This is a genomic window from Streptomyces sp. XY431 (genome assembly GCF_001279805.1).
In the GTDB taxonomy this organism is placed as follows: Bacteria; Actinomycetota; Actinomycetes; order Streptomycetales; family Streptomycetaceae; genus Kitasatospora; species Kitasatospora purpeofusca.
The window spans coordinates 20043-28764 of record NZ_LGDO01000027.1 but is presented as its reverse complement, the minus strand read 5'-3'; the positions used below and the strand labels follow the sequence as shown (position 1 = coordinate 28764).

At 77.5% G+C, this 8722-nt stretch carries 7 protein-coding genes and 1 pseudogene; 3 read left to right on the top strand and 5 right to left on the bottom strand.

The window, feature by feature from the left end:
- Positions 1-193: pseudogene (locus ADK60_RS04950) on the bottom strand (aminotransferase); the annotation flags it as partial.
- 91 nt (positions 194-284) lie between these two features.
- Positions 285-1322 carry a GNAT family N-acetyltransferase gene (locus ADK60_RS04945; RefSeq protein WP_159400301.1) on the bottom strand — a complete coding sequence of 346 codons (1038 nt, stop codon included), beginning with the start codon at positions 1320-1322 and terminating at the stop codon, positions 285-287.
- 448 nt (positions 1323-1770) lie between these two features.
- Between ADK60_RS04945 and ADK60_RS47440 the strand changes: the two genes are divergently transcribed.
- The 3 genes from ADK60_RS47440 to ADK60_RS04930 all read left to right on the top strand — a co-directional run bounded on the left by ADK60_RS47440 (position 1771) and on the right by ADK60_RS04930 (position 5521).
- A complete protein-coding gene (locus ADK60_RS47440; protein WP_053643538.1) occupies positions 1771-3066 on the top strand; it encodes a glycosyltransferase 87 family protein in 1296 nt (431 codons plus the stop codon).
- Positions 3063-4280 (top strand): glycosyltransferase family 4 protein, encoded by a 1218-nt coding sequence (locus ADK60_RS04935; protein ID WP_063783043.1) that lies wholly within the window; start codon positions 3063-3065, stop codon positions 4278-4280. Before ADK60_RS47440 ends, ADK60_RS04935 begins: the two co-directional genes overlap by 4 nt.
- A 242-nt stretch (positions 4281-4522) precedes the next feature.
- The gene (locus tag ADK60_RS04930) at positions 4523-5521 is read left to right on the top strand and encodes an ArsR/SmtB family transcription factor (protein ID WP_053643537.1); all 999 of its coding nucleotides are present in this window, start codon (positions 4523-4525) and stop codon (positions 5519-5521) included.
- 41 nt (positions 5522-5562) lie between these two features.
- On the opposite strand, the gene ADK60_RS04925 is transcribed toward ADK60_RS04930, so the two are convergent.
- Genes ADK60_RS04925 through ADK60_RS47435 form a run of 3 tightly spaced genes read right to left on the bottom strand, consistent with a single transcriptional unit; the run spans position 5563 to position 8689 of the window.
- Positions 5563-6228 carry a response regulator gene (locus tag ADK60_RS04925; protein ID WP_053643535.1) on the bottom strand — a complete coding sequence of 222 codons (666 nt, stop codon included), beginning with the start codon at positions 6226-6228 and terminating at the stop codon, positions 5563-5565.
- Positions 6216-7685, bottom strand: a complete 1470-nt coding sequence (locus ADK60_RS04920; protein WP_079008059.1) for a sensor histidine kinase — start codon at positions 7683-7685, stop codon at positions 6216-6218. The genes ADK60_RS04925 and ADK60_RS04920 overlap by 13 nt, the downstream gene beginning before the upstream one ends.
- On the bottom strand, positions 7685-8689 hold the full coding sequence (locus ADK60_RS47435; protein WP_079008058.1) for a DMT family transporter: 1005 nt from the start codon (positions 8687-8689) through the stop codon (positions 7685-7687). The genes ADK60_RS04920 and ADK60_RS47435 overlap by 1 nt, the downstream gene beginning before the upstream one ends.
- Between the last annotated feature and the right edge of the window lie 33 nt (positions 8690-8722).

Below are 8722 nucleotides of genomic sequence, written 5' to 3'. Positions count from 1 at the left end.
GGACCTGCGCAGGGTCCAGCTCGGAGCCGAAGACCGTGCGGCAGTCGCGGACCAGGCGGTCCAGGTGGAGCGCGAGGCCGCGGGCGCGGCCGGACTCGGCGCGCAGGGTGGTGAAGTGGCCGTAGTTGAGCAGGCCCAGGGCCGCCAGCCGGGCGGGGTCGGCGGGGCCGCCGTCGATCTCGATCTCTGCCATGGCGTCGAGTCTCCCAGGGGCGGGGCACCGGCTGCGGGGCCCGGGCGGGGGGGTGCTCCGGGCGGCGGGCGGCGGGCGGCGGGCGGCGGGCCTAGGGTGCCACCGCGCCGGGGCGGGGGGCCGGGGCGGGGTCGGGCAGCTCGACCTCGGGCAGGGCGGCTCCCGGCCGGGCGACCTCGGGCGGGGCGGCCGTCCGGTCGTCGGCGGTGCCGCGCCGTCGCCCGTACTGCTCGATCCGGTGGGCCAGCCCCTCCGGCTCCCCGCCGTCGGACCAGCGCCAGGCCTCCGCCCACCACTGCGGGCCGCGGACCAGCGGACGGCCGGCGAGCGCCAGGTGCAGCGCGAGGGTCGAGCGGGCGTAGTCGTGCACCCAGCCGTCCGCCTGCCGGTAGGCGGCGGTCTCGTCCAACCGCAGCCAGCGGCCTTCGCGGCCGGCGGCGAGCAGCGGCGTCCACACCTCCCCGGACGGGGCGCCCGACGGCCGGTCGGCGACCATCAGCACCAGGCGTCCGTGCTCCTCCCGGACCCGGTAGGGCGGGAGTTGGGGCATCCGGGTGAGACCGATGGCGTGCTTCCAGGACCGCACCCAGAGGCCCCGGCGCAGGTAGTAGCGGACGGCTCGCGGCCAGGCCCAGTCCGCCTCCAGCCGGTAGCCGGACAGGCCCTCGGCGGTGGCGGCGCGGTAGACCCGGTCGAGGGCAGCGGCGGCCAGGCCCCGGTTGCGCGCGTCGGGGCGCAGATAGAGCGAGGAGACGGCCAACTGGCCCGATCCCTTGGTCCAGTTGTCGACCGCGACGGTCCCGACCGGCCGGGTGCCGCGACTCTGCGTGCCGCCGGGGCCGGTGGCGCCGCCCGGGCCGCCTTCGCCCAGCAGCCAGTAGCGGCGCCGGTAGAGCTCGCCGCCCGGCCATTCGCGGCCGGACTCGCCGAGCCGGGCGCGCAGCCGTGCCTCCTCGGCCGGGCCGATCGCCGCCGGGTCGACCGGCTCGCCCAACTCCCCCTCGGCGCAGGCCGCGAGGTCCCAGCGCGCGAACTCGCGCCCCTCCTCGTCGGTCACCGCCCGCAGGGCGGGCGCCGCGGCCAATCGTTCCTGCGCCCGCTCGACCGCCATGTCCCAGGACTTCACCACGCCGCTCACGATAGCGAGCAATCGGCACCGTGTGTAATTCAGTGGACACCGAACGTCAGGTCGGATACGAATTCACTTGTTCGGAAAGCCCGCTGTCGAGGAGGAGCCCAGCGCCATGCCCGTCGTCCGCACCGCCCGTACCCGTCCCGGAGCCCGGGGGCCGCCCGGCGCGCCCGCCCGGTGGTAGGGGAAACCCGACCGAAGGAGTCGACCTGACCGCCATGACCTCGCTGACCTGCGCCGCTGCAATGAAGTGGTGCTGATTCACCGCGCCCGTACCCCGCGTCCACCCGTTCCCGGCCCCGCCGTTCATCCCGCCGTTCATCCCGCCGTTCACCCTGCCCGTCGCTCCACCCGTCGCCCCGACACCGGCACCGGTCGCTCCCGTCGGGCCCACCGCGCCCCCCGTCCTCCCGGCGGGCGGCGGGCACTGTGGTGCGGCGGGTGGGTGCTGGCCGCCGGGTGGGCGGGGGCGTTCCCGCTCGTCTCCGGGCTGGGTCCGCACCGGAGTTGGGGGCTGTGCGCGGCGGCGGGGTACCTGGCGGCGGCGGTCGCCGTGCTCGTGCTGCCCCGACGGTGGGCACGTGCGGGCTCGGTGGCGGTGGCGCTCCTCGGCGCGGTCCTCGTGCCGCTGCTCGTCCTGGTGGTGGGCGGGCAGGGGCAGAGCGAGGTCGCCGTCATCGAGCGGTCGGGCGAGTTGCTGCTCCGGCACGGGACGCCGTACCTGGCCGAGCCGCGCACGGTCGCGGAGTACACGCCCTACCTCCCCGGGATGGCACTGTTCGGGCTGCCCCGCGCCCTGTTCGGTACGGACGGCTGGCCGGCCAGGGTGGCCGGGGACGCCCGACTCTGGTGCGCCGCCGCGTTCCTCGGCTGCCTGGCCGCCGCCGTCCTACCGACCCGGCACAGGCACGGGCACGGGCGGCCCGGCCTCACGGCAACGGTCACGGCGGCGCGCACCGCAACGGTCACGGCGGCGCGCACGGGCGCGCTCCCCGCCTCGCTCCCGGGCGCGCTCCCGATGGCGGCGCTCGTCGCCTCGCCGGTGGTCGCGCTGCCGCTGTGCGTCAGCGGGGTCGACCTGCCGCTGACCGGCCTCTGCGTCCTCGCCCTGGCCCTGGCAGGCCGGGCCCGGCCGGTCGCCGCCGGGTGGGCGCTCGCCCTGGCCTGCGCGCTCAAGTGGACGGCCTGGCCGGCGGTCGCGGTGGCCGTCGCCCTGCTGGCGGCCACCACCGGACGGCGCGCCGCGCTGCGGGCCGCCGTCACCGCCGCCGCCGGCACGGCCGCCCTGGTGCTGCCCTCCGCGCTGCGCTCCCCCGGACCGCTGCTGCACCAGGTGTTCGCCTTCCCCACCGGGCGCGGCGACCTGCCCACCCCGGCGAGCAGCCCGCTGCCCGGACGGCTGCTCGCCGACCTCGGCCCGGCCGGCTGGTACGCGGCCCTCGCGCTGCTGCTCCTCGCCGGGGCCGCCGTCGCCCGGTCCCTCGTGCGCCGCCCACCGCTGGACACCCGCGCCGCCGCCGACCGGCTCGCCCTCGGCCTCGCCCTGGCGTTCCTGCTCGCCCCCGCGGGCCGGTTCGGCTACCTCGCGCTGCCCGCCCTCCTGGTGCTGCTCCCCCGGCTCTCCCAGCGCCCTCGCCTCCCCCAGCTCTCCCTCCTCCACCGACTCCACCGACTCCACCGACTCCCCCGGCTCCCGTTCCTCCCCCGTCCGCACGCACCCCAGGTGGTTCCCGCCCCATGACCGGCACCCTCATCGTCACCAATGACTTCCCGCCCCGTCAGGGCGGCATCGAGACCTTCGTCCACGCCATGGCCACCCGGCTGCCCGCCGGGGAGGTGGTCGTCTACACCTCGGCCGAACCGGGTGCCGACCGGCACGACGCCGCGCTGCCGTTCCCGGTGGTCCGCGACCGGTCCCGGATGCTCCTGCCCACCCCCCGGGTGACCCGGCGGGCCGCCGAGATCGCCCGGGCGCACGGGTGCGACCGGGTCTGGTTCGGCGCCGCCGCCCCGCTCGCCGCGATGACCCCGGAGCTGCGGCGGCAGGCGCCCGGCATACGGCGGACCGTCGCCACCACCCACGGCCACGAGATCTGGTGGGCCCGCACCCCCGTCGCCCGGCGCCTGCTGCGGCGGATCGGCGACAGCGTCGACGTCGTCACCTACCTCGGCGCCCACACCCGCGAGCGGATCGCTCCCGCGCTCGGCCCGGCGCCCCGACTGGAGCGGCTGGTCCCCGGCGTCGACACCGAACTGTTCCGCCCGGGGCCGCGCGAGGAGGCCACCGACCCGCGCGCACCCGTGATCCTCTGCGTGGCGCGGCTCGTCCCGCGCAAGGGGCAGGACACCCTCGTCCGGGCGCTCCCGCTGATCCGGCGGAGTGTGCCGGGGGCGGTCCTGGTCCTGGTCGGCCGGGGCCCCGCCGAACGCCGGCTGCGCGAACTCGCCCGGCGGCACACCGAGCCCGGCACGGTCGTCTTCGCCGGCGGCCGCGAGCACGCGCAGACGCCCGCCGACTACGCCTCGGCCGATGTGTTCGCGATGCCGTGCCGCACCCGCCGGGGCGGACTGGAGGCCGAGGGCCTCGGCATCGTCTTCCTGGAGGCGGCCGCCGCCGGACTGCCGGTGGTCGTGGGCCGCTCGGGCGGCGCGCCGGACGCGGTGCTCGACGGTGTCAACGGCAGCGTGGTGGACGGGCGCGACCCGGCCGCCGTCGCGGCGGCGATCACCGGCATCCTCCGCGCCCCCGCCGCCGAACGCGACCGGATGGGCGCCGCCGGCCGCGAGTGGGTCCGCACCCACTGGTCCTGGGACACCACCGCCGACCGCCTGGCCGCCCTCCTCGCCCCACCGCAGTCCCGCCCCGACCCGCGCGACCCACTCGACCCGCGCGATCCGCTAGACACGCTCGACCCGCGCGATCCGCGAAACCCGCGCGCGGCCGAAGCCCGGTAGCGCCGTGTCAGGTCGGGCACGATTCACCGGGCGGCACCGGGCGTTCGGATCCACGAACGCCCGGTCGAGGTTCGTGCCCGGTCCCCCACTCCCCTCGTGGTGGGGGCCCGAGCGGGCCTCTGCCGCGCCGACGAGAGAGAGCATGCCAACGGGAGCGACCGGACGGCCATGCATTAGCCTCTGGGCCTAATAGTCAACAACGCGGCAGGTCAGAAAGGCTGCGGGGAACCGGAGCAAGGTTCGTGATCGCACTGAAGTTCGGGGTCGCGGACCTCGCGAGGACCCGGTTCGTCATATCCCCGCTCGACCATCTGCTGGCCGGTTCGGCCCGGTTGGGCGTTCACCAGGGCAACGGGTCGCGCAGCGAACGCTGGTGGCGGGACGCCCGCCGCCACGTGCCCCACCGGGCCATGCGCTTCCTCGAAGTGGTCAACGCGAGCCCGATCGGCATCCCCGACTTCATGGTGGCGGACCTCGACGCCGTCCGCCGGCAGCTGACCGACGAGCTCGACGCGCTCCTCTCCGTCCCGCAGCAGACCGTGGAGGAGGGTGTCGCGATCTTCGGCGACCGCCTGGGACTCCCGGCCGCCCTGGCCCGGTTGCGCGAGGACGGCAGCCGGGGCCTGCGCGAGGTCAGCGACGGCGCCTGGGCGCTGTTCCAGGCCTGCCTCGCCCCGGACTGGCCCGACATCCGCCGCGCCCTGGAGGCCGACATCGCCGCCCGGGCCCGCACCGCCGCCCGCTCCGGGATCGGCGAAATGCTCGACTCGCTCCACCCGAAGGCCGTCTGGCGGGACGAAGGGGTGCTGGAGTGCACCCTCGGCGAGCTGGAGGGCTCCTTCGAACTCGGCGGCCGGGGCCTGGAACTGCGGCCCAACTACTTCGTCCAGCGGAGTATCAGCCTGCTGGCCGAGCCGGACCGCCAGAGCCTGCTGCTGCACCCGATCGCCGCCCCGACCGCCGAGCCCGCCGCCAGGACACCGGCCGCCGACGGCCTGGCCGCCGTGCTCGGCCCCGCCCGGGCCCGGGTCCTGCGCGCCATCGCCGGCAGCGACTGCTCCACCACCGAGCTCGCCCAGCGGCTCGGCGTCACCCCGCCCTCTGCCTCCGCCCACGCCGCCGCCCTGCGCACGGCCGGCCTGATCGCCACCCGCCGCGAGGGCAGGCAGGTCCGGCACGCCCTCACCGACGTCGGCCACGACCTCCTCCTCGACAACCCGCCGCCGCTGCCCCCGGCCTGAGCGCCGGCCGGCGACCGCTCCAGCGGGTGGACGGGGCCGCGCTACTCGCCGTGGAGGTCGGCGAGGTGGGCCAGGACGGCGAGGACGCGGCGGTTGCCCTCGACCGGGTCGAGGTCGAGCTTCATGAAGATGTTGCCGCAGTGCTTGACCACCGAGGCCTCGGTGATGCTCAGCCGGGCACCGACGGTCTGGTTGTTGAGGCCCTCCGCCATCAGCCCCAGCACCTCGCGCTCGCGCGGGGTCAGCCGGGCGATCGGGCGGTCGGCGGACTGCTGCCGGAGCAGCACCCGCACCACGTCCGGGTCGATCACGGTCTCGCCCGCCGCCACCCGGCGCAGCGCGTCCAGGAACTCGGACACCTCGCCGACCCGGTCCTTGAGCAGGTAGCCGAGTCCGGCCCGCTGCGCGCCCGCCGCCCCGAGCAGCCGGGTCGCGTAGGGGGTGGCCACGTACTGGGAGAGCACCAGGACGGGCAGGTCGGCGTGGCGGGAGCGGAGGTCGAGCGCGGCGCGCAGCCCCTCGTCCCGGAAGCCGGGCGGCATCCGGACGTCGGTGACGACGATGTCCGGCCGGTCGGCGTCCACGGCGGCGGCGAGGGCGTCCGCGTCGCCGACGGCGGCGGTCACCAGGTGGCCGCCCCGGGTGAGCAGTTCGACCAGGCCGGCCCGGAGCAGCACGGCGTCCTCGGCAAGGACTATCCGGAGCACGGCACCTCCAGCCGGAGCCTGGTCGGCCCGCCGGTCGGACTCGTCACCATCAGTCGTCCTCTCAGGATCGCCACCCGGTCGGCCAGTCCCTGGAGCCCGGCCCCGGCGGCCGGGTCGGCCCCGCCGCAGCCGTCGTCGGTCACCTGGAGCACCAGCCGGCCGTCCGCGACCCGCCCGTGGACGGTGACGGCGGTGGCGCCGCTGTGCTTGGCGGCGTTGGTGAGGGCCTCGGTGACGGTGAAGTAGGCGGTGGTCTCGACGGGGCCCGGCAGCCGGCCCGGCAGGTCGAGGTCGACCTCGACGGGGACCGGGTGGCGCAGCGCCACCTCGGCGACGGCGGCGGCCAGGCCGTGGTCGGTGAGCACCTGCGGGTGGATCCCCCGGACCAGGCCGCGCAGTTGCTCCAACGCCTGGCGGGCCTCGCCCCGGGCCCGGTCGACCAGCGCGAGCGCCCCGGCCTCGGTGGCCCCGCCTGCCCCGGCCCCCTCGCGCAGCTCGTGCGCGGCCAGGCCGAGCGTCATGGTGAGGGCCACCAGCTGCTGCTGGGCGCCGTCGTGCAGATCGCGTTCGATGCGGCGGCGCTCGGCCTCGAAGGCGTCGGCCAACCGGGCCCGGGACCGGGTCAGTTCGAGGACCTGGCCGCCGGGATCCTCCGCCCGGGGCCCGAGCAGCAGCCGGGCCAGCCGGACGTGGGCGGCGGTGAGCAGCGCCCCGGCATGGCCGCCGAGGTAGAGCCCGGCCAGGCCGAGGGCGGTGAACGGGAGCGCGTGCAGCGGTCCGGGCACGGCGTGGCCGGGGATCAGCATCACGGTCTCGGGGGCGAGCACCTGGACCACCACCGGGCTGACGACCAGCGCCGCGGAGAACAGCAGCAGGGCGGTCAGGCCGAGGCCGGCGGCGGTGAGCGGCGGGGCGACGAGCAGGGTGTGGGCGAGTTCGCGCCAGGTCGCGCGCTCGCGCAGCCGGGTGCGCAGCCGGGCGGGGCGCCCGGCCCCGGGGAGCGCCCGGTGCGGGTCGGGCACCGGCGCCGGTTCGACGAGCCGGAGCCGGCGGCGCTCCAGGGCTCCGACCGGCAGGCCGGAGAGCGCGACGGTGAGGAGCAGCGGCAGGCCGACGCCGACCACCGAGAGCCCGAGGCCGAGCGCGGTCAGGGCGAGCAGCAGCACCGCCGTCACCAGTCCCAGAACGGCGCCGCCGACCAGGTAGGCCCAGCAGCGCAGGGAGTCGCGGGTGAACGGGAAGCGCAGCGGACGGGCGCGCAGGGCCGCCAGGACGGCCACCTCGGACGACCGGTCGGCGGCCCCGGCAGCCCCGGCGGCCTCGCCCACGGAGGAAGCGGAGGAGGCGGAGGAGGCGGAGGAGGCGGCCTCGGCGGAGGAGAGGAACGAGGAAGAGGGGCCGACCGCCCCGGTCGCGCCCGCCCCGGTGTCCTCGGCCGTCGCCCGCCCCGTGCCCATCACCCCACCCTAACCGACCGGCTGACGTGCCCTTCGGCCCCGACGGACGGCCGCCCGCCCCCGCCCCCGGCAGCCGGCGGCCGGGTCAGCGCGACGGCGGCGATCACCGCGATCCCGCCCGCCAGGGTGTTCCAGCCGACCGGCTCGGCGAGCAGCAGCGCACCGAGCGCCGTCGACCAGAGCGGGGTCGCATAGGTGACGGCGGCGGCCACGGCCGTCCCCGCGGTGCGGACCAGGCCGAGGTTGAGGACGTAGGCGACGCCGGTGCCGAGCGCGCCGAGCACCAGCAGGGCGCCCGCGGCCCCGGCCCCGGGCCAGTGCGGGGCGCCGGCGGCCAGCGGGGCGGCCACCGCGAGCTGGGCTCCGCCGCAGGTGATCTGGACGGTGGACAGGGCGGTCGCCGAGTGCGGACGGTTCGCGAGGTGACGGCGCAGACAGGCGAAGCCGGCGCCGTAGCAGCAGGTCGCGGCCAGGCAGGCGAGTCCGCCGGCCACCGCGCCCGCCCCGCCGCCGGACGGTCCCGCCTCCCCGGCCGGCCCCCCGGCGGAGGCGCCGCCGAAGCCGTGCCACACGCCCAGCACGGTGAGCACCCCGGCGAAGCCGAGGGCGAGTCCGGCGAGCCGGCGCGGTCCCGGCCGGGGCTCCCCGGGTACCACGGCGAGCGCGAAGAGCAGGGTGAACAGCGGGGTGGCCGCGTTCAGCACCCCGGCCAGCACCGAGCTGACCCGGGTCTCCCCGTAGGAGAAGAGGACGAACGGCACCGCGTTCAGCAGGACCGCGGCGACGGCGCTGTGCCCCCAGACGGCGGGGTCGCGCGGGACGGCCTCGCGGCGGACGGCGAGGATCGCCCACAGGGCGGCCGCGCCGAGCAGACAGCGCCAGGCCGCCACCCAGACCGGGGGCACCCCGGCCTCCACCGCCACCTTGATCAGGGCGAAGCTCGCGCCCCAGATCGCCGACAGCGCCACGAACCCCGGCCACCAGCGCCCTCGCACTCCGACCACCCGCCTTTCCCCGGCCCCGGTCCGACCCGGCCC